The 20536-nt window shown below is 43.9% G+C and carries 20 protein-coding genes; 11 read left to right on the top strand and 9 right to left on the bottom strand.

Going from position 1 to position 20536, the window contains the following annotated elements; all coding sequences use genetic code 11:
• Window positions 1-67: 67 nt before the first annotated feature.
• Window positions 68-1051 (bottom strand): sensor domain-containing diguanylate cyclase, encoded by a 984-nt coding sequence (locus AB4Z50_RS10975; RefSeq protein ID WP_441878755.1) that lies wholly within the window; start codon window positions 1049-1051, stop codon window positions 68-70.
• A 24-nt stretch (window positions 1052-1075) separates the two neighbouring features.
• The gene (locus AB4Z50_RS10970; protein WP_441878753.1) at window positions 1076-1882 is read right to left on the bottom strand and encodes an alpha/beta fold hydrolase; all 807 of its coding nucleotides are present in this window, start codon (window positions 1880-1882) and stop codon (window positions 1076-1078) included.
• A 200-nt stretch (window positions 1883-2082) separates the two neighbouring features.
• Between AB4Z50_RS10970 and AB4Z50_RS10965 the strand changes: the two genes are divergently transcribed.
• The 5 genes from AB4Z50_RS10965 (at window position 2083) to AB4Z50_RS10945 (ending at window position 7945) form a co-directional block, all read left to right on the top strand.
• Entirely contained in the window at window positions 2083-3867 is a 1785-nt protein-coding gene (locus tag AB4Z50_RS10965) for a sensor histidine kinase (RefSeq protein ID WP_441878751.1), read from the top strand.
• On the top strand, window positions 3842-4633 hold the full coding sequence (locus AB4Z50_RS10960) for a response regulator transcription factor (protein ID WP_076268731.1): 792 nt from the start codon (window positions 3842-3844) through the stop codon (window positions 4631-4633). Before AB4Z50_RS10965 ends, AB4Z50_RS10960 begins: the two co-directional genes overlap by 26 nt.
• 106 nt (window positions 4634-4739) lie before the next feature.
• Window positions 4740-6071 (top strand): extracellular solute-binding protein, encoded by a 1332-nt coding sequence (locus AB4Z50_RS10955; protein ID WP_441878748.1) that lies wholly within the window; start codon window positions 4740-4742, stop codon window positions 6069-6071.
• 94 nt (window positions 6072-6165) lie between these two features.
• Window positions 6166-7047 carry a carbohydrate ABC transporter permease gene (locus AB4Z50_RS10950; protein ID WP_076268733.1) on the top strand — a complete coding sequence of 294 codons (882 nt, stop codon included), beginning with the start codon at window positions 6166-6168 and terminating at the stop codon, window positions 7045-7047.
• Window positions 7048-7060: 13 nt separating this feature from the next.
• Window positions 7061-7945: a carbohydrate ABC transporter permease gene (locus tag AB4Z50_RS10945; protein WP_076268734.1), complete on the top strand. Its 885-nt coding sequence runs from the start codon at window positions 7061-7063 to the stop codon at window positions 7943-7945.
• A gap of 155 nt (window positions 7946-8100) precedes the next feature.
• Here the strand turns inward: AB4Z50_RS10945 and AB4Z50_RS10940 are convergent, their stop codons facing one another.
• Complete coding sequence (locus tag AB4Z50_RS10940; protein WP_441878745.1) at window positions 8101-9708, bottom strand: glycoside hydrolase family 43 protein; 1608 nt, start codon at window positions 9706-9708, stop codon at window positions 8101-8103.
• A 152-nt stretch (window positions 9709-9860) separates the two neighbouring features.
• Between AB4Z50_RS10940 and AB4Z50_RS10935 the strand changes: the two genes are divergently transcribed.
• The 6 genes from AB4Z50_RS10935 to AB4Z50_RS10910 all read left to right on the top strand — a co-directional run bounded on the left by AB4Z50_RS10935 (window position 9861) and on the right by AB4Z50_RS10910 (window position 14651).
• Window positions 9861-10748 carry an AraC family transcriptional regulator gene (locus AB4Z50_RS10935; protein ID WP_441878743.1) on the top strand — a complete coding sequence of 296 codons (888 nt, stop codon included), beginning with the start codon at window positions 9861-9863 and terminating at the stop codon, window positions 10746-10748.
• A gap of 81 nt (window positions 10749-10829) precedes the next feature.
• Entirely contained in the window at window positions 10830-11261 is a 432-nt protein-coding gene (locus AB4Z50_RS10930; RefSeq protein ID WP_076268737.1) for a GNAT family N-acetyltransferase, read from the top strand.
• A 103-nt stretch (window positions 11262-11364) separates the two neighbouring features.
• Window positions 11365-11952, top strand: a complete 588-nt coding sequence (locus tag AB4Z50_RS10925) for a hypothetical protein (RefSeq protein ID WP_441878741.1) — start codon at window positions 11365-11367, stop codon at window positions 11950-11952.
• A gap of 82 nt (window positions 11953-12034) precedes the next feature.
• Complete coding sequence (locus AB4Z50_RS10920; protein WP_441878739.1) at window positions 12035-12919, top strand: LysR family transcriptional regulator; 885 nt, start codon at window positions 12035-12037, stop codon at window positions 12917-12919.
• A gap of 110 nt (window positions 12920-13029) precedes the next feature.
• Window positions 13030-13467 (top strand): rhodanese-like domain-containing protein, encoded by a 438-nt coding sequence (locus AB4Z50_RS10915; protein WP_441878737.1) that lies wholly within the window; start codon window positions 13030-13032, stop codon window positions 13465-13467.
• 125 nt (window positions 13468-13592) lie between these two features.
• On the top strand, window positions 13593-14651 hold the full coding sequence (locus AB4Z50_RS10910; RefSeq protein WP_441878735.1) for a serine hydrolase domain-containing protein: 1059 nt from the start codon (window positions 13593-13595) through the stop codon (window positions 14649-14651).
• 89 nt (window positions 14652-14740) lie between these two features.
• On the opposite strand, the gene AB4Z50_RS10905 is transcribed toward AB4Z50_RS10910, so the two are convergent.
• The 6 genes from AB4Z50_RS10905 to deoC form a co-directional block, all read right to left on the bottom strand.
• Window positions 14741-16042, bottom strand: a complete 1302-nt coding sequence (locus tag AB4Z50_RS10905; RefSeq protein ID WP_339206672.1) for a pyrimidine-nucleoside phosphorylase — start codon at window positions 16040-16042, stop codon at window positions 14741-14743.
• Window positions 16043-16083: 41 nt separating this feature from the next.
• Window positions 16084-16791 carry a purine-nucleoside phosphorylase gene (deoD, locus tag AB4Z50_RS10900; RefSeq protein WP_441878733.1) on the bottom strand — a complete coding sequence of 236 codons (708 nt, stop codon included), beginning with the start codon at window positions 16789-16791 and terminating at the stop codon, window positions 16084-16086.
• Between the two features lie 21 nt (window positions 16792-16812).
• Window positions 16813-17994 carry a phosphopentomutase gene (gene deoB, locus AB4Z50_RS10895; protein WP_441878731.1) on the bottom strand — a complete coding sequence of 394 codons (1182 nt, stop codon included), beginning with the start codon at window positions 17992-17994 and terminating at the stop codon, window positions 16813-16815.
• Window positions 17995-18011: 17 nt separating this feature from the next.
• On the bottom strand, window positions 18012-19193 hold the full coding sequence (locus tag AB4Z50_RS10890; protein WP_441878729.1) for a NupC/NupG family nucleoside CNT transporter: 1182 nt from the start codon (window positions 19191-19193) through the stop codon (window positions 18012-18014).
• 76 nt (window positions 19194-19269) lie between these two features.
• A complete protein-coding gene (locus AB4Z50_RS10885) occupies window positions 19270-19662 on the bottom strand; it encodes a cytidine deaminase (protein WP_076268745.1) in 393 nt (130 codons plus the stop codon).
• A 55-nt stretch (window positions 19663-19717) separates the two neighbouring features.
• Complete coding sequence (gene deoC / locus AB4Z50_RS10880) at window positions 19718-20386, bottom strand: deoxyribose-phosphate aldolase (protein ID WP_339206677.1); 669 nt, start codon at window positions 20384-20386, stop codon at window positions 19718-19720.
• Between the last annotated feature and the right edge of the window lie 150 nt (window positions 20387-20536).

The following is a 20536-nucleotide window of genomic DNA, read 5'->3' as shown; positions in this document are numbered from 1 at the left end:
TAGACCGAAACCATTCGAAAATGTGGTTCTCGGTCTATTTCTTGTTTTCAAAATGGGGAACAAGCGATTAGCCCTCCTCCAAATTGGAGTAGTGTGTGACCCGGTTTCTCCCGCTTTTTTTGGAGTTGTAGAGCGCTTGATCAGCTTTTTGAAGCAAGAATTGATCGGTATCCTCCTGCGTAATCGTTGCTGCGCCAATACTAACCGTCACATGATATTCTCCCCAATGAGCTGTTTCAGTCTTGCTGCGATACCTTTCGGCCGCTAATATGGCATTCTCCTGGTTGGTATTAGGAATAATAATGACGAATTCCTCTCCTCCAAATCGAGCCACAATGTCGTCTTCTCTTGACGCGGTTACGAGTAATTGTGCCAGCTCTGTAAGAACCAAATCACCGACCGGATGCCCATAGGTATCGTTAATGCTTTTAAAACGATCAATATCGATAATTAAGAGTGAAAATGGCAGCTCATTTTGTTGAAATAATGCGATATTTGCGAGCAAGCTCTCTTGAAAAAACCTTCGGTTTTTGAGCCCGGTTAAAGGATCGGTTGAGGCTAGCTTTTCCAACTGGTGGTTCAAAATTAGCAATTGCGATTGTTTGCTTTCATATTCTTCATGCAGGAGTTCAAGCTTTTTGTTCGCTTCATGGGTTGCCCGATAAAGCTCCTCCAGCTTTATTTTGGTTTGCAGAATATCGTTCTCATGTTCAATGCGTTTACGCATTTCCACAATGACACAATCAATGACAATTTCGCCATCTCGTTCGTGACGTATCCCGTTTAACAGTACAGGCACATCAAGCTGGTCTCTCGTTTTAAACGAGAAGTACATTTCATTTACATGCCCATACAGCTGGATATACGGATAAAAATAGGTATGAAAAAACAGTTTGTTCGTAAGAGACATAGTGGTTTCAAGATGTCGGTTCAGCAGTTCCTGCCGGTCAAAACCAAGCATGTTTAACAGCGTTTGATTGAACTCTAAAATTACCCCTGTACTTGAAATAGTGAAAAATCCACAGGGGGCATAATTTAACTGGGTATCCATGTAACGACTGCCTCTCTTCAAGTTCTAGTTGTTGGTTAGATATTGTTTGATCAACTGCGTCGTCTCTTCGGGATGACTTAAGTGCGGGTAATGCCCTTTTGCGAGCATATGCTGAAGAGTGCTGTTTTTAAGATGAGCATGCAAATAGTCGCCAACCTCAATAGGAGCAATGCTGTCGTCAGAACATTGAAGAATAAGGGTAGGGATCGTTGCATGAATGAGATCCGCGCGACAATCGGATAAAAAAGTTACCTCAGCAAATTGCCTTGCAATATGGGGATCCCTAGAGCAAAAGCTTTTTTCCAATTCGTTAGTTAATTCTTTGCGATCTGGATTTTGCATGACGATTGGCGCGAGGTAGCTCGCCCAGCCAATAAAATTCATTTGCATCATATGAAGCAATTCATCGATTTCATGCCTATGGAAACCTCCATAATAATCAGGAAGGTCGTTTACATAACGCGGAGAAGGACCCAGCATAATGATGTGTTTAAAATATTCTGTATTGTGAATGGATGCAAGCATCCCAATCATACTGCTAACGGAGTGGCCAACAAATATAGCATCCTTTACATGCAGCGTATCCATAATTTCAATGACATCTTGCGCATAACCATGTAAACTACTATATTTTTCGGGTTCATAATAATCGATTTGTGATTCTCCAGAACCTACATAATCAAACAAGATGATGCGGTAATCATCTTCAAAGCTCGGGACGATGTAGCGCCACATATCTTGATCGCAGCCGAATCCATGAGCAAATACAATCGTTTGTTCACCTTTGCCTAAAAGATTTACGTTATTGCGTACTAGGAAATCAACGGTCATCGGAATTCCCCTCTCTAAGATGATTAGCAAGTAGATACTCTGATATGCCATAAGCTTATGATCATTATATCTGATTACAGTGACCAATGGATTATTAATCTAATTAATTAATATATTAGCAGTGGAAATGATAGGGCTTTCTTTTTATTATCTTAATTGTGTATAGTAAAAACGAAATGAATGGGACAAGGAGTGTAGGCATGAATCGTTTCGGACAAATGAATACATTGCGTAATCAAATTTTCCTTGGCTTCATGCTCGTTATGGTTATCGTGCTGGGGGCGGTCGGCTTTTTTACGTATGATCAAGTTTCGGTTCTGCTGCGCAACAATGCGGAAAAACATATTCAACAAACGGCTGTTCAAGCGACAGGCAAGCTGGATGTGCTGCTGCGGCAGATCGATACGTTTACGATGCAGGTAGCAACAAGCGCAACGATCCAGCGGTTGATGGCACAAGAGGTGCAAGGACGAAAGATCAGCTTTGAAGAACGTCAATCCCTTCAGCAGGAGATACGAAAGCAAGAAGCTTATGCAACGGGGATTCGCTCATTGGAGCTGTATACAACCGACTATCGGATGCTGTTCCCGCTTACGGATATAAGCTTGGACAACCGGGTATCTACGGGCTGGCTCAGCCTTGTGGACAAGGGAAGAGGCAGGTTAGTCTGGTTCGGGATGGACCCGAGGTACCCTGATTCCATCATTGCGATTCGCCATGTTCGGCTTATTGATCATTCCTTCTCGCATGCAGGGTATTTGATGGTGCAAATTGATAAAAAATATTTTGAGCTCACGGAATCGAATGGAAACGCTGACAATAGTTCCAGCGAAATGATGGGTTTATTCGATGCTGAAAATCAGACGATTACCTCCGATTTTTCGAAGGAAGTAGACGTCGAGAAGATGCTTAATCAAGGGGATGAGACGGTAGCGCTGGACGGAGAACGCTTCATGGCCATTGAGAAAAAATCGGAAATGACCGGCTGGAAAATTATTATTTTAACGCCAATAAAGTATGCTGCCGAAGGCATTTCGATTTTGCGTACCGTTATTATTGTTTCGATTTTAGTAGGCGGCATGTTATTTCTTATTTTAACTTTTATTTTATCAACGATGATTACTCGCCCGATATTGAATTTGATTAAAGTGATGCGCAATGCGAAGTTTGGGACCTTGAAGCCGATACCGGTTACGTCCAAAACGATGGAAATTAACGAGCTTAACAATACGTACAATCAGATGGTTGGCTCTTTGAATGAGCTTATTGATGTTGTTTATCAGAAGGAAATTGTTCAAAGCCGGACGGAGCTGAAGGCGCTGCAAGCGCAAATTAATCCGCACTTTTTGTTTAATACACTGGAAGCCTTTTATTGGGCGCTGGATGAGAAAGGCGAAGAGGAGCTGGCGGATGTTGTTATTGCGATGTCTGGTTTGTTCCGATATGTCATTTCACACGCGGATGAGGATGAATGGGTAACGATCGGTGATGAGCTTGAGCATGCGCAGCGGTATTTGAAAATAATGGATATGCGCATGATCGATAGGCTGACATGGAAGGTTGAATCAGATGAAAATTGCCGCAGCGTGCCGATTCCTAAGCTTCTTATTCAACCGCTCGTGGAAAATGCTATTCTGCACGGCGTTGAGCAGCGAATTGGGGCAGGCACCGTTGTTGTTCGGGTCGAGCCATCTGAGCGGACGGGTTATACTCGCATTGCTGTGACGGATAATGGACCAGGCATGGATGAGGAGAAAATTCGGGCGTTATACGCAGCAATGGACAAAGGTCAGCATCAAACTTCCTCCAAAGGAACTGGAGTTGGCATAAGCAATGTGGAGCGAAGATTGCTGCTTTATTATCATTTGGAAACCAAAGGCTTGGAAATAAAGAGCGAGATCGGCAGTGGCACAACCGTCGCCTTTGAGATACCGAATGAACATGGAAGGGGAATTCCAATTGAAAACCATACTGATCGTGGATGATGAACCGAGAACGAGGGAAGGCGTACGCAAAGTGCTTGAAGCATGGTCGGCTGGACAATATCGGATAGAGACCGCATCCAACGGGATAGAAGCGATGGAGTGGCTGAAGCATAACGAGGCGAATTTGCTAATCACCGATATACGCATGCCTGAAATCGGCGGGCTCGATTTAGTGGAGCGAATAAACGAGCAGCTGCCGCATCCTCCTGTTGTCATCATTATTTCGGGTCACCCTGAATTTGATTACGCGCAGAAGGCGCTGCAGTTTGGCGTGGTCGAATATCTGCTCAAGCCTTTGGATAAGACTAAACTTATTAAAGCGGTAGAGCTTGCTATGAAAAGAGAAGAAAGTAAACACCGGATTGAGCGCATGGAGAAGCTAATGGACCCGAAGCTGCTGGATATTGCGCAGGAAGAAGACCGCTATAGCCCGCAGGTGCAAGAAGCGATTCAGTATTTAAAAGACAATTTGCAGAAGCCGCTCACTATGCGCGATACAGCAGAGCATTTGCATATGAATGCTAGCTATCTCAGCGTGCTCTTTAAGGAGCAGACGGGGCTAACGTTTAGCGATTATTTGACGAGAAAAAGGGTGCAAAGAGCTAAGGAATTACTGTCTACAACAAGACTTGCGATTGCTGATATTGCTGAACAAGTCGGTTATCAAACGGCGAAGTATTTTGTGAAAGTATTTCGTTCGCTTGAAGGAACTAGCCCGGGTCAATACCGAAGAACGATCGCTCATTCCGAGGAGACAATCCAATAAAAGTAGTATTTTCCCCAATTCATGTACCCTTACGATGCTGACATCGTGTTGATAAAATGGATTTGTAAGATTCAAATCTATCACCAGCAGAAAAGGGGTTGTAAACGTGTTCAAAAAGAAATGGACGATTCTCCTATTGACTCTATGTCTTGCAGTTGTTGCAGCAGGCTGCGGTCAAAATTCGAACAATGGCGGTAAAGAGGATTCAAAGAATGGTGCAAATGGAAGCGGTTCCGAGAAAGTAACGGTTAACTTTATGCACTTATGGCCTGAGGGCGTATCGGCTGGACAAAACAAAATTGTGAATCAAATCATTTCTGAATATCAAAAAGAGAACCCTAACGTTACGATCAAACAAGAAGTACTAGATAACGAACAATATAAAAATAAGTTGAAAGTGCTTTCAGCATCAAACCAATTGCCGGATGTAGGCGTTACTTGGGCAGCAGGCTTCCTTCAACCGTATGTAGAGGGCAAGCTGTTCACACCGCTGGATGATTTGCTTAGCGGAAATCTTAATGGCAAATTCGTCAGCGGCACAACAGAGGCTTATGCTGTAGACGGTAAAACGTATGGTTTGCCGCTTGAATTCAATATTTCACCAGTATATTACAATAAAGCGCTTTTTGAGAAATACAAGCTGGAAGTGCCGCAAACCTACGAGCAATTTAAGCAAGTTGTGAAAACGCTCTCTGAAAACGGTGTCGCGCCAATCGCCCTTGGCAACAAGGATCGTTGGACTGGATCATTGTGGTACATGTACCTTGCAGACCGTTTTGCAGGACAAGAAGCATTGTCCAAAGCGATTAGCGGCTCAGGATCTTTCAAGGATGAAAACCTAGTAAAAGCGGCTAGTGAGGTTCAATCGCTAGTAGACAGCAACGCATTCGTAAAAGGCTTTAACGGCTTGTCCAACGAAGAAGCAAAATCAGAGTTTCTGAACAGCAAAGCGGCTATGTACATGATGGGTACGTGGGAGCTTCCTAACTTCACAACGAATGAAGATATTCCTAAAGAGTTCCGCGATAGCGTTGGTTTCTTCAAGTTCCCAACGGTTGAAGGCGGCAAAGGCGATATCAACAGCTGGGTAGGCGGACCAGGCGTTGGATTGTTCGTTTCAGAAAGCTCAAACGTCAAAGCAGAAGCGAAAGCTTTCGTAGAATATTTTGTGGAAAAATGGGGCGAGCAATCCGTTACTGGAGCAGGTGTTATTCCAGCAACGAAGGTGGATACTTCCAAGCTTGAGCTGCCTCAGCTATATGTAGATCTGTTCAATGAAATGAACAAAGCTAGCAGCATCACCTTGTTTGCAGATGTACAAATGCAAGCAAATGCCGCAGAAATGCACCTCAACCAAATTCAAGCGTTATTCGGCAAAGCAGTGACGCCAGAGAAATTCTCTGAAGAGCATGATGCGGCCATTTCCAAAGGAAACTGACAGCTTCTAGAATAGGGAGCAGGGAAGCCGTTTGCCCGGCAGAGGATGCCGGGTAAACGCTTACTGCTTGAGAATGAGAAAGGAGTCGGCTAATTTGGATAAGGTCATGTCGAACAAAAGAATAATTGCGCTGTATGTGCTGCCTTCCCTGCTTCTGATATTAGCTATTGTATATATTCCAATCGTTCTGACTGGCTATTATGGATTAAACCAGTGGAATGGCATTGGAGCGATGAAATTTATTGGTTTGGATAATTATCAAGCTCTAATTAAGGATAAAATGTTTTGGAACAGCGCTGGTCATTCGCTTATGTTAGCTGTTTTTTCAACACTTAGTCTCATTCTCTATTTAGTTATTGCTATGGTGTTGTCCGCCAAACTAAAAGGCGTCAATTTTTTTCGCAAAATATATTTGATTCCGATGCTGCTGTCGTCCGTAGCGATTGCACAGCTTTGGCTGAAAATTTATCATCCAACGAATGGGATTCTGAACAGCTTTCTCGAATCCATTGGGTTTGCAAATCCTCCCGCATGGCTGGCTGAGTCTTCACTGGTATTGTTTGCTCTATTCATTCCAATCCTCTGGCAGTATGCGGGCTTTTATATTTTAATTTATTATGCTGCGCTTAAGAACATCCCAGCTTCACTTGAGGAAGCGGCGAAGATTGACGGCGCGAACGCCTTTCAAATCGCTTACAAGATCAAGCTTCCGCTGGCGATGGAGGTCATTAAAGTAACGATCGTGCTGGCGATTGTTGGATCGCTTAAATACTTTGATCTGATCTACGTCATGACAGATGGTGGGCCAAACGGTTCCAGTGAAGTGATGGCATCGTACATGTATCACCAGGCTTTCCGGGCATATGACTTTGGTTATGGCAGTGCAATTGGTTTCTTCCTGCTTATCATTTGTCTCATCGTAACTTGGATAATCCGAAAATTGACTGCTACAAAAGATACGATTCAATATTCGTAAGGAGGGAAGCTTCATGATGCCCGGAACTGCAGGACAGCTGAGGAACGGAAACAAAAGCTCCGGCGCTTGGATAGCAAGCAAACTGGGTTATTCCGTACTATATATCGTGTTATCGGTCGTTGCCATATTGCAAATTTTCCCGCTCGTATGGCTGCTGTTTTTCTCGCTTAAAAACAATCAGGAAGTATTCAATCTTCCTCCGCTGTCACTGCCTATGAATCCTAGGTGGGAAAATTACGAGAAGGTATGGAGCGCTGGAAATATTGATGTTTATTTTTTCAACAGCGTATGGATTACAGTTGTTGCGACGGTGCTTACGATTGTGTTAGGCAGCCTAGTTACCTACGCGATAACAAGGTTGAAGTGGAAAGGCAGCTCTTTTGTACTCGGTCTATTCATGGTTGCGATGATGATTCCGGTGCATTCGACGCTCATTCCGTTGTTCAGCATTTTCAACAAAATACATCTTATTGATCATCCGTTGTCGCTTATTTTGTCTTATGTAGCGTTCAATATGCCGATCACGATTATGATCCTGCTTGGCTTCTATTATGCTTTGCCGCGTGAGGTAGAGGAAGCGGCGGTTATCGACGGCTGCTCCGTGAACAAAATATTTTTCCGAATCGTACTGCCGATGACAGGCTCTGTTATCGCAACGACAGGCATTATTAACATGATTTATAATTGGAATGAATTTATTTTCGTTAATACATTTATAAGCTCAGATGCCTATAAAACGCTGACGGTCGGCGTGCAAAACTTCATCGGCCAATATACGACGGACTGGGGCGCAATCGGCGCTACATTAATGATTAGTATATTGCCAATATTGATTGCATTCTTATTCTTAAGCGATCGTATCGTTGAAGGCATAGCAGCAGGCTCGGTCAAAGGCTAAAGCTGATGATGGGACGTCGTCCGCTTGGCAGTATCTGAACCGTACAAGAACCTCCAATCACAGCAGTGATTATGGAGGTTCTTTCGTTTATGCAAAGGATAAAAAAAGAAAGCTCTTAGGAACGATGCTCAGCTCCCAAAAGCTTTCTTGCTTCATTAATGATTGTCGTATATAAAATAATCAAAGTCTGCGTGCAGGCTGCGTCCCGATGTATCCTGACACTGCATGCCGACGAATGCGCCTGTGAAGAAGCCGCCGCCTTGAATGTAGTCATCCGATAGCTTGTAGCATTCGAAGTTTACAGGCAGACGAGTCCAGCTCTTGCCATCAAACGAATAAGAGTAGTAGTACAGTGTATTCTCTACGTCAACACGGACATGCACATAGGTAACGTCTTCTGGAATTGCTATTTCGTTTCCTTGAAGCGGCTCAGAGAACGAAAAATTATCGCATGCAACAAGCTGCAAAATTCTTCCCTTTTCCTCATTCCATGAGATTTGGCAGGATGTCCAGTTTTGCGTATTGTAGTAGTTCACAAGCCCAGCTGATTGTTGGAAGGACGTCGGTTGAAATGCGATTTTTGTTTCAGCTGTAAAGTTGAAATGCTGCCATCTCCTTGCGATAAATGACTGCGTAAATTTAGAAGTCAATGATTCTTTGCCGTATAGACGAAGATGTCCAGGGTTATCGGTCAAAGAAACAATTTGATCTCCTAAAGGGATGCGCAGGCTTTGGAAATGCAGATTTAGCGTGCTGCTATCGAAATCATCCTTAACTGGATAATCGCGTTCCCATTTCACTTCGGGAATGTTAGGTCCTTCAATGACAAGGGATGGCTGGTTGCCGCCAACGACATAAGGCCAATCATTGCGCCATTCGAGCCGCTGAATAGCTGTTTCTCTGCCAAGCGGGCAGTAACCACGCGGATCAAGCAGCGGCTGGCCTTCTCTAGAGAGAGGTCGTCCAACAAGATGCACTAAGAACCATTCGCCGGTATGCGTTTGAACGATAGAAGCATGGCCAGCCTTTTGCAATGGAATACGCGGTGCATGGAACGATGAGATTAACGGATTTTCCGGATGCACCTCATATGGTCCGGCAAGCTGTTTGGAGCGAGCGATGGTCGCCTGATGCTCATATTTGGTGCCGCCCTCAGCCGTAAGCAAGTAATAGTAGCCATTCATTTTATAAAGGTGAGGAGCTTCGGTCAGCTTAATCTCGGTTCCTTTGAAAATAATTTCAGGTTTACCGATTAGCTTCTGCTCACTCGCGCTGTATTCTTGTAGCAAAATACCATAGAAGTTGTGATGGCCGACCCGTTGATCCCACATCATGTTTACAAAATACTTTTTGCCGTCCTCGTCATGGAACAACGATGGATCGAAGCCGGAGCTATTCACATGAATGGGCTCGGACCATTCGCCATCAATCGTGTCGCAGGTAACCAAATAGTTGTGGCAGTCTTTCCATTGCCCTTCGGTCACTTTCACATCGGTATAGATCAGCCAAAATTTATTGTCGCTATAGGATAGTGCAGGAGCCCAAATACCGCCAGAATCAGGATTGCCCATCATGTTCAGCTGGCTGAGCCTGCTTAAAGGTCTTGCGGCAAGCCTCCAGTTTTTTAAATCCTTAGAGTGGTAAATGCCAACGCCGGGAAACCATTCGAAGGTTGAAACCGCAATATAGTAGTCTTCTCCTACACGGCAAATACAGGGGTCTGGATTAAAGCCAGGTAAAATCGGATTTTGGATGGCAGTCATATCTTTTCTCCTTTTTAGGAAATGAATTGTAATCTATACTATCTATATCATAGCAATGATTTTAACCCGTTCCCATATCCATACCATGTTGATATTTACCCAAATCAATCATATTTTTGGGCATGCAAATAAGGAAGGAGAAATGCGAGCTTATGCAAATGAAAATAGAGTCCGCTAGAAAGGAATTTATGCTGCCTGATATGGATTCCACCTTCCGTGTTTTTGCAGCACACTGGCGTACGGTTGATCCGGAATGGAAATACCCACTGCATAAGCATCCTCTATTTGAAGTGAATCTCGTATTATCGGGAACGCAGGAGATGAAGGTTAACGGACATACCTATAAGCAAGGTCCAGGTGATCTTATATTGCTCAATCCGGGGGACAATCATGAAAGCTCTGTCGCTAGTAATGATGAAATGACCTATTATTGCTTGCATTTTGACGTCGATGAGAGGTCTTTCCGTGAGCTTCTTATTCGCAATAGCCATTGTTTTCACGAAGCTGGCAGTGAGCTGGCAGTAGCAATCAAGCCAGCTTTGGATAAATTAATGGCATTAACCTCTGAAGAATCAGTGGTACGAGTAGAATCTCGCATGAATATTTTGTCTGCTTTATTTGAACTGTTTGCCGGATTAAGCGGTACGCTGTCTGAGCTTAACCGCGGCGATGAGGCTGGTGCACGGAAATCGGCTGCAGCAGCACAGATTGCGACTATGCTGGAGCGTACGGTTGAGGGTGCGGCAAGCAGAAGAGAGCAGGAGGACGAGATGGAGACGATAAAATTAATTGCGGATTCGGTGGGTTACAGCATGTCGTCGGTCAATCGCATGTTTACCCAGGTGTATGGCGTGTCTCCCCGTCAATATTTGTCCACTTTGATGCTGAAAAAAGCGAAGCTGCTGTTGATGAATCCCGAAGCAACGGTAGAGTCGATATCGGCGAGGCTTGGCTACCATAATATTGCGCACTTCAGCAGGCAGTTCAAACGTTGGACGGGAGAGTCGCCAAGCAGCTTCCGCAGCCGTTTCCATGAATAAGCAAAACGCTTCATCTTGAATGTGCAATATACTATAATTGGAAAGTGATCATTATATTATCTTATTTGGCGGTGGAAACTAGTGTCAGCTGAAATTACTTATGGAAGCAAAGAAGAAAGCGAGTACGTGAAAAGAAAACTGATCGAGTATAATCATGGGCATGTCCCCGACGAGTTGAAAAACAATTATGAGGAAATAAACCTGACGATAAAGGATGATGAAGGCAAAATCCTTGGCGGACTATTAAGCGTCTTTTGCTGGAATTGGATAGAGGTCGATATTTTGTGGGTAGATCAAGCTCTTAGAGGCACAGGTCTCGGCAGCCAGCTGCTATCCCAAATAGAGAAAATAGCTAAAGAGAAGAAATGCACCTTCATTAAGCTAAACACGTTTAGTTTTCAGGCGCCGGAATTTTATAAGAAAAACGGTTATAGAGAAGTGGCGGTTTTTGAAGACGCGCCCTTAGGCAGCAAACATTATTATTTTCGAAAAGATATTAGTCCGTTGACTTAAATTAGATGCGACTGCGGTTATTGCTTTGAAGTCGGCAGCAGAGCAGCAACAATTATTTCCATCCCATCGTTATAGGATATAAGAATGAATGGGAGTGATGAACATGAGAAATAAAGTACTATTACTAACACTTAGCTTCATCTGTTTGTTTATCGTAGTGAACGCTAATTTTGTCCATGCTTGCTCACCTATCCCATGGAACTTTGAAGAGGCTTATGAGTCGAAAGCTATGGTTTATGGCAAGGTGGCTGATATAAGTGAGGACGGAAGAAAAGTTACACTGGCTGTTACTTCATATGCTGGACCGGGCAAAGCGCCGCAGACGATTTATTTGCCAGAAACGATAGACAATAGAAGCAAATATCCAGCTGGAAATGCATGTCCTGATTTTTCTATGAAGTTCAAATCCGGTGAAGAATACGTCTTTTTCTTATCTGACATCCCTCCTAATCTTAAATTGCTATCCCCAAGCTGGATAACGGCATCTAAAGTAGAAAATGGGCAGGTCGAAGTTGGATATCCTAATGGTGAAACAGACTCCTCGCAAGATCGGTTGAAGGAATTTGCAGATTCAAAGAATTACGAGATACAGTCGCCACATAGCACATCTCCTATTTGGGGAAAAAGCGATAAGTTATTAGTGCCGTCCATGATCGTAGTCGGCTTGCGCATCATGTTAGGACGTATTTAATGTTGTGAAATACGAATGAACAACAGCTAAATCCTAGTTATAATAGGGGAACGATTCTCCCTATAGAAAGGGGAATAGCGCCTTGGAATTAACGTACTTAAAAACATTTCGCGAAGTAGCAAAGTGGGGGAGCTTCACACGAGCTGCTGAAACTCTGGGTTATGCGCAGTCGAGTATTACGACACAAATTCAGAAGCTTGAAGAATCGTATGGGGCAGTTCTAGTGGAGCGATTTGGGAGGAAAATGAGGCTAACGATGGCCGGGGAAACGCTATTGCAATATGCCGACGATATCGTTAGGCTGCATGAGGAGTCAAAAGAAGTTCTCTCCACACAGTCGAAGGGCACGCTGACCATTGGTACGATTGAGACATTGGCTGCTTTTTTCCTCCCCCCGCATCTTCAGGCTTATCGTATAAGCTACCCACAGGTTAACATTGTCATTCAGCCGGGAAATGAACCGGTAATTATCGAGAGTGTAAAAGAGGGAGCTTTAGATGTCGGGATCATCTTAGATCCGCCGTTTACTGATCCTGAGCTTCACAGCTGTATTTTGAGGGAAGAGGAGCTTGTCATCATTGCAAGTCCCGATCATCGCTTCGGAAGCTTTGATAAGGTGCAGGTTGAAGATTTGGAGAACGAATCGATGATTTTAACAGAGAATGGCTGCACCTACCGGGCTATGCTGCTCAAGGTACTCAAACATAACCATGTGAATTATACATTATCGTATGAGTTTGGCAATTTAGAAGCGATTAAGCAGTGTGTGATGTACGGTCTTGGAATTGCTTTATTGCCGCGTATTGTCGTTGCTGATGCGGTTCAGAAAGGCGAGTTGATTGCTGTTCCTTTTGCGCACCCCGATTGTAAGTTCTATACACAGCTCATCTATGCCAAGAAGAAATGGAAATCCAAAGCGTTTACGGGGTTCTTAGAGCTTGTTGGTGGGGTTAATCATCAAAATTAATAAAGTGTACTATAGATTTCTATCGATAACTCCATTGTTTAAGGCTGTGCTACATTGTATTTAAGAAATCGAACGGCTTAAATATAACAGCCCAAATGGAGGCAGCGGAAATGGAAAACGAATCTTATGTATCGCTTGTTCTTGAAACACCAGCAGCTTCACCGGAGGATACCCATCGTCATTATATGAACAAACTGGCTGTAGAAACAGATGTTTCTGACGTATGTCATGATATGAAGCGGGGCGTTAATGACTTTCTGCTCATCGATGTTCGCAGCGCAAAAGCTTATGAAGAGTGCCATGTTCCTGGTGCGATTAACCTGCCGTCCAATATGATTAATGAGGAGAGGACTTCATCCTTCTCAAAGGAACAAGTCATTGTTGTATACTGCTGGGGGCCGGCATGCAATGGAGCTGCCAAAGGTGCCGCTCGTTTATCTGGGCTTGGCTTTAAGGTAAAGGAGATGCTTGGCGGCATGGAATATTGGCGTAAGGAAGGAAATGAGGTAAATGGCTTGTTAGATGGGTCTGCCCCTTTAATCGGGTAATGAACAAGCCGCGGCTCTCAGGAGTACTAAAACCTGATAACAAATCATTATAGTTAAACTTTATCGGATATGGAAATATGCAAATGGTAAAATGAAGCTATGTTAATAATGAGAGGGTTTTAGAGATGGAAAAAGAACTAACTTCCTTATTTGATCAGTATCATGAGCAGCATCATTTTTCAGGTGCAGGATTAGTGAACAAAGGCGGCAAGGTCATATTCGCCCGAGCATACGGCTTTGCACATAGAGGATTTAAAGTGACAAACCAGATGAATACGATGTTCGATACAGCTTCGATTACCAAATTGTTTACTGCAGTTGCGATACTTCAGCTTGTTGAGCAAGGCAAAATAAAGCTGGAAGACCGAATTACAGCGATCATCGACCTCACTGGCACCAAAATACCAAGCGACGTTACGATCACTCATTTACTTACGCATACGTCAGGTATTGCTGATGATGCAGATGAAGAAATGGGAGAGAGCTACGAGGATTTGTTCATAAACAAGCCCAATTACTCGATAAGAGATTGTGCTGATTTTATTCCTCAGTTTGCGTATAAGGAACCCAAATTCAAGGCGGGAACTAACGTCAGCTATAATAACTGTGCATTTGTGCTGCTAGGCCTCGCGATTGAGAAAGCAACCAATGGAAACTATCGAAGCTATGTAGATGAACATATATTTCGTGCTTGTGGGATGCAGAATACAGCATTTAGCTCAAAAGATGAGGGAGATGCTCCTATTGCTGAAGGCTACGCCGCCATTTATGACGAACAAAATATAGTCGCGTGGCGTAAAAACATATATTCCTATCCGCCAATGGGTACTTCTGATGGAGGTGCATTTACTACTGTCAGCGACCTTGACTTGTTCATGCGTGCACTCATTAATGGAAGGTTGTTATCCGAGGAGATGACGACCGAGATCATGAAGCCTCATTCTGCCATCGAACAAAAGTATGAATGGGGCAAAATCGTAAACGGATATGGCTTTCATTTTCTCTACAATAATGATGGCAAACTAATTCGAATGTATAAAGAGGGTTCAAATGCAGGTGTAGCTGCTATGTTTGCCTATTACCCGGAGATGGATTCTACCAGTATTATACTGGCAAATCAAACCTGCAACGTATGGGAGCTACATTTCAAAGCAGAGCAGCTGTTGCTGGCTGAAGGTAATTAAATCGGTGCATATGGTCTGCTGTAATTAAAGAAGAGGACTGTTGTAGCTGCCTAAACGGCAAGCTCCAACGGTCCTCTTCTTTAATTATATTATTCTGTCACAATTCCGTAGATGAGTACGGGTGGTGTTACGCTGCTGCCGATGCGGATGTTTTCGTAAATGATATTAAGCACATCATCAACATTCTCACGGTTGGAATGAATCGTAACGAGGGATTCACCTGTTTTAACCGCATCGCCGATTTTTTTATTCAGCATGAGGCCAACAGCCAAATCAATTTCCGATTCCTTCGTCGCACGTCCAGCTCCAAGCAGCATCGCTGCAGTTCCGATCTCATCGGCAATTATTTCAGTGACCACGCCGTCTGCTTTGGCAGGCACTTCAATCAGATAAGGCGCTTGCGGCAATTTCTCAGGATGATCTACAACCGAAGGATCGCCGCCTTGATTAGCGATAAACGATTTGAATTTTTCGAGTGCTTTGCCGTTGCGAATAACTTCCTTCAGCATTTCCTCGGCTTCTTCTAGAGAACTAGCTTTATTCGCAAGAAACACCATTTGGCTGCCTAGTGCAAGGCAAAGCTCTTCCAAATCTTTAGGTCCTTTTCCTTGAAGTGTATCGATTGCTTCTTTCACTTCAAGCGCGTTGCCGATTGCGAGTCCAAGCGGCTGGCTCATATCTGAGATGACGGCCATCGTCTTACGGCCAACGTTATTGCCGATGCTTACCATAGCATGTGCAAGCTCTTTGGCATCTTCAACAGTTTTCATAAACGCACCAGCGCCTGTTTTCACATCCAGCACGATAGCATCTGAACCTGCAGCAATCTTCTTGCTCATAATCGAGCTGGCAATGAGTGGAATAGAATCAACTGTTGCTGTAACATCACGCAAAGCATATAGCTTCTTATCAGCTGGCGTCAAATTGCCGGATTGTCCGATAACCGCAATTTTATCCTTGTTCACGAGGTTCACAAATTCATCCTTGCCGATTTCCACATGGAATCCTGCAATGGCTTCCAGCTTGTCGATTGTACCGCCAGTATGTCCAAGACCGCGGCCTGACATTTTGGCAACCGGGATATCCAGTGCAGCAACAAGTGGAGCAAGTACAAGCGTAGTTGTATCGCCAACACCGCCAGTGGAGTGCTTATCTACCTTCACGCCTTCAATTGCCGACAGATCAATCGTATCGCCGGAATTCACGATCGCCATCGTTAAGTCAGCGCGTTCGCGCTCTGTCATATCCTTGAAGAAGATAGCCATAGCCAAGGCGCTAACCTGATAGTCAGGAATTTCATCCTTCGTATAGCCTTCAATAATAAAGTTGATTTCCTCTGTTGTAAGCTCTCCGCCGTCACGTTTTTTCTCAATTAGGTCAACCATTCTCATGTTGTTGTCTCCTCGCTGTTCATTGATTATTTAATATCAAATTATAGTGAAATTACGGTTTCAAGAGCAACTTCCATCATATCGTTAAAGGTGCTTTGACGCTCTGCCGAAGTCGTTTCTTCGCCAGTTAGAAGATGGTCGCTTACTGTTAGAATCGTGAGTGCGTTAACGCCGTATTTAGCTGCAAGAGTATAAAGTGCTGTCGTTTCCATTTCTACACCTAGAACGCCGTGATCCATCAGTCTTTGAACAATTGTTTTATCATCGCGGTAGAAAGTATCCGAGCAGAAAATATTGCCGACATGCAATTTTAGCCCTTTTTCAATACCGCGCTCATAGGCCGCCTTTAACAAGGAGAAGCTGCCGATGGGCGAGAAATCATATCCGCCAAAAACATGGCGATTAACGCTGGAATCTGTACAAGCGGCTTGCGCCAAAATAACTTCACGAACATGCACGCTTTCCTGCATAGCGCCGCAAGTGCCTACACGAACTAGATTTTTAACGCCATAGTCCTTAATCAATTCATTCACATAAATACTGATTGAAGGGACGCCCATTCCAGTTCCCTGCACGGATATGCGATTTCCTTTATAAGTACCTGTAAAACCTAGCATGCCCCTAACTTCGTTATAGCAGATTACATCCTCCAAATAAGTATCCGCAATATATTGGGCTCTTAGCGGATCTCCCGGCAATAAAATGGTTTCTGCAATTTGGCCTTGTTCGGCTGCAATATGAACGCTCATCAACATTCTCCTCTAAAATCGTTATTTTAATTGTCCCAAAAAGCTTTTGCCATGCTCTGGCATCTTTACTCCGAAGTTTTCAGCAATGGTTGCCCCAATATCTGCAAAGGTTTCGCTTATCGGCAGAGCTTGACCAGCTTGTTGAAAACGCGGCGAGTATGCGAGTAGAGGCACATATTCACGAGTATGATCCGTACCATGATAAGTCGGGTCATTGCCGTGATCGGCTGTAATGATCAGTAAATCCTGATCCGTTAATTTGGCGAAAACCTCTGGCAAACGAGCATCATATTCTTCCAATGCTTGTCCATAGCCCTTTGGATCGCGGCGATGCCCGAATAGCGCATCAAAATCAACGAGGTTCAAGAAGCTGATTCCCGTAAACGATTCGTCAAGGGTCGCGATAAATTGATCCATGCCGTCTGCATTGGACACTGTACGCACCGTTTTCGTAACACCTTCACCATCGTATATATCGGATATTTTACCAAGAGCGATGACATCAAATCCACCATCTTTTAGCTCATTCATTACTGTTCTATTAAATGGCTTCAACGCATAGTCATGGCGATTGGATGTTCTTTTGAAATGGCCTGGCTCGCCAACAAAAGGACGTGCGATAATTCTCCCCAGCATGTAGGGATCTTCCAGTGTGATTTCTCGGCAAAATTCACAAATTTCATAAAGCTCGGACAGTGGAACAACCTCTTCATGAGCAGCAATTTGCAGCACGGAATCAGCAGAAGTGTATACAATCAGCGCGCCCGTCTGCATATGCTCTTCACCAAGCTCGTCGATAATCTCAGTGCCGCTTGCAGGTTTGTTCCCAATGACCTTGCGACCGGTATGAGCTTCAATGCGAGCAATCAATTCCTGCGGGAATCCATCTGCGAAGACACGAAATGGTACTGCAATATGAAGTCCCATGATCTCCCAGTGGCCCGTCATTGTATCTTTGCCATTGGATGCTTCTTGCATTTTTGTATAATAAGCAAGCGGCTGGTCTGCGACCTTCACTCCAGCAATTTCCTTAATGTTGGATAGTCCGAGCTTAGCCATATTAGGCATCTCCAGACCTCCGCATTCCCGTGCGATATGACCGAGTGTATCGACATCAACGTCCCCGAAGCTTGCTGCATCCGGCGACTCGCCGATACCTACAGAGTCCATGACAACAAGGTGAATTCTTTGAAACTTGTTCATTGGTTTTAGGCTCCTTGTTATTTAATAAACAGTCCGGCAATAATGGCAGACAAGACGCTAACTAAAGTAGCCCCGTACAACAATTTTAACCCAAATCGAGCCACGACGTTACCTTGTTTTTCATGCAGGCCTTTCACAGCGCCGGCAATGATGCCGATCGATGAGAAGTTGGCGAATGAAACTAAAAATACAGAGACAATGCCGACAGCGCGAGCGGACAAATTAGGATATTTTTCTAGCTCAAGCATAGCGACAAACTCGTTGGATACCATTTTTGTAGCCATAATGCTTCCTGCGTCGACTGCGTCTTTCCATGGAACACCCATGATAAAAGCGAAGGGAGCAAAAATATATCCTAACAGTTCTTGGAACGAGATGCCAATGATACCGCTGAAAAGTCCATTTACGAGCGCGATCATGGCGATAAAACCGATAAGCATAGCTGCGACGATGATAGCAACCTTGAAGCCATCTAATATATATTCGCCCAACACTTCAAAGAAGGATTGTTTTTCTTCTTCTTGCACCTGCAAAATATCATCTTCCGGCTCAACCTTATAAGGGTTAAGAATGGAAGCGATGATGAATCCGCCAAACAGATTCAGCACAAGCGCCGTTACTACATATTTTGGATCGAGTATTTGCATGTACGAGCCGACAATCGACATCGACACCGTAGACATCGCCGAAGCACACAATGTATACAACCGATGTTTAGGCAGCAACCCGATTTGTTTTTTAACGGAAATGAAAACCTCTGATTGTCCCAAAATTGCTGAAGCTACCRCATTATAGGACTCCAATTTGCCCATGCCATTTATTTTGCTCAAGACAAGACCGATATATTTGACGATAAACGGCAAAACCTTGATGTATTGCAATATACCAATCAGCGCGGAAATAAACACGATTGGCAGCAATACACTCAAGAAGAAAGAAAACTGTCCTTCATTCAATAAGCCGCCAAATACGAATTCAATCCCCGTATGGGCATAGCCAAGCAATTTCTCAAACATACTGGAGAAGCCTTTAATTAAGACAGCACCAGCAACGGTATTTAATAGAACGAAGGCTAAGATCACCTGCAGGACGACCATGATAATGAGCGGTTTATAGCGAATGTTCTTTTTGTTATTGCTCGCGATGTAAGAAAGCCCAAGAACAACAAGCAAACCTAATATAGCGATTAAAAATTTCATGGTTCATTCTCCTAGTTAGTTAATATTGTGCGAGTTTAGAATTACTATGAAGCGCTTACAATAGATTCACAGATTACTATTTCATATCGGAGGCTTGAAAAGCACCTGGCAGCAGCTGTGCCATGGTCCATTCTTCTGTATGCCCATGGAGATTTGTTAAATAGATTTTTGTATTCTCATCACAAAACTCAGCCAATACCTGTCGACAAGCGCCGCATGGAGATACAGGACCTTCGGTATCTGCCACTACTGCAATAGCTTCAATGATGCGTTCACCTTCGGATACCGCTTTGAAAATAGCCGTTCGCTCAGCGCAATTCGTTAATCCAAACGATGCATTCTCAATATTACAGCCTCGGTAAATGCGTTTGCTGCCTGTTAGTAGAGCGGCACCAACTGCAAAATGCGAGTAGGGGATATGAGCATGCTGACGGGCTTCAATCGCTTCTTTAATTAACTGTTCCTTCATCCTACAATCCTCCTGTAAAGGCTGCTCCAAATTGGAGCAGCACCATCATATCTATTTAGTAAGAAGAGGTCGATTGCTCGCCTTCCATAATCTTCACGCCTGAGCTGGCACCGATTCTTGATGCGCCTGCTGCAATCATTTTTTCCATATCTTCAAGACTGCGAATGCCGCCGGAAGCTTTAACGCCGAGCTTGTCCCCAACGGTTTTGCGCATAAGCGCTACGTCTTCAGCAGTTGCTCCGCCAGTTGAAAAACCTGTCGATGTTTTCACGAAATCCGCACCCGCACGATCAGACAACTGACTAGCGCGTACTTTTTCATCGTCTGTAAGCAGCGATGCTTCGATAATTACTTTCACAATAGCTTTACCAGCAGCGGCTTCAACAACGGCTTGAATATCTTTTTGTACAAAGTCGTCGTCGCCATCTTTGAGTGCACCAATGTTAATGACCATATCAACCTCAGTCGCTCCATTTGCAATAGCATTCTTAGCTTCAAAGGCCTTTGTCTCCGTAGTAGAAGCCCCTAATGGAAATCCGATTACTGTACAAACCTTAACGGTGCTGCCTGCCAATTGCTCAGCAGCGTAAGCTACCCAAGTTGGATTGACGCAAACGGAAGCAAAACTATATTTTCTCGCTTCTGCCGTTAATTTTGTAATCTCAGACTTTGTGGCATCTGCACGCAAAAGCGTATGATCAATCATTCCAGACAAATTTAACATAGCCAGTTCACCTTCCCCTTATACGAATGCTTAATTTCACGCTTATAATAACACGACTTTGAACATATGTAAAATCATAAATGAACAAATGTTCAATCCTAATGTTGGATAATGTAGATTATAAGGAAAAATTCATGAGTTGTACTTACA

Source organism: Paenibacillus sp. 2TAB26 (assembly GCF_052115145.1).
In the GTDB taxonomy this organism is placed as follows: domain Bacteria; phylum Bacillota; class Bacilli; order Paenibacillales; family Paenibacillaceae; genus Pristimantibacillus.
This window is presented reverse-complemented; position numbering and strand designations above follow the sequence as displayed.